At 52.7% G+C, this 395-nt stretch carries 1 protein-coding gene; it reads right to left on the reverse strand.

The window, feature by feature from the left end; genetic code table 11:
• On the reverse strand, positions 1–395 hold a 395-nt coding region (locus EOS_RS45470), incomplete at both ends, for an intermembrane phospholipid transport protein YdbH family protein (RefSeq protein ID WP_456151150.1).

Raw genomic sequence — 395 nt, forward strand, 5'->3', positions numbered from 1 at the left:
CAGCTCCAGCGACCATCGCTTACGGTCAATTGTTGACGAGTAATTTGCCACGGCAAATCGAGCAACGGATCGCCGTTATCCCGTGCCAGCACGATCAATTGCCCGCTATTTTCCTGCCAGTCCAGCTCGGCATCCACCAGTGACGGTTCCTGCGGCAAGTTTAACGTCGCAGTAGCATGCCCACTTACAGGAAGTCCATCCGGCACGAGCGGCATAGCAAATTCCCCCACCAGTTTTACCGGCGGCTGATTTTCAAACGCGACGACATCCAGTTCGCTGACTGTAAGTTGTTGCCCTTTCAGCTGGCCTTGAAATTTAACTTTTTCGCCCTGATAACGCAGTTGCTGGATATCAGAGGTTAATGCGAGAGAGAGTTTTCCCTGCCATTCCTGCCA

Source organism: Caballeronia mineralivorans PML1(12) (assembly GCF_001028175.1).
Taxonomy (GTDB): Bacteria; Pseudomonadota; Gammaproteobacteria; order Burkholderiales; family Burkholderiaceae; genus Caballeronia; species Caballeronia mineralivorans.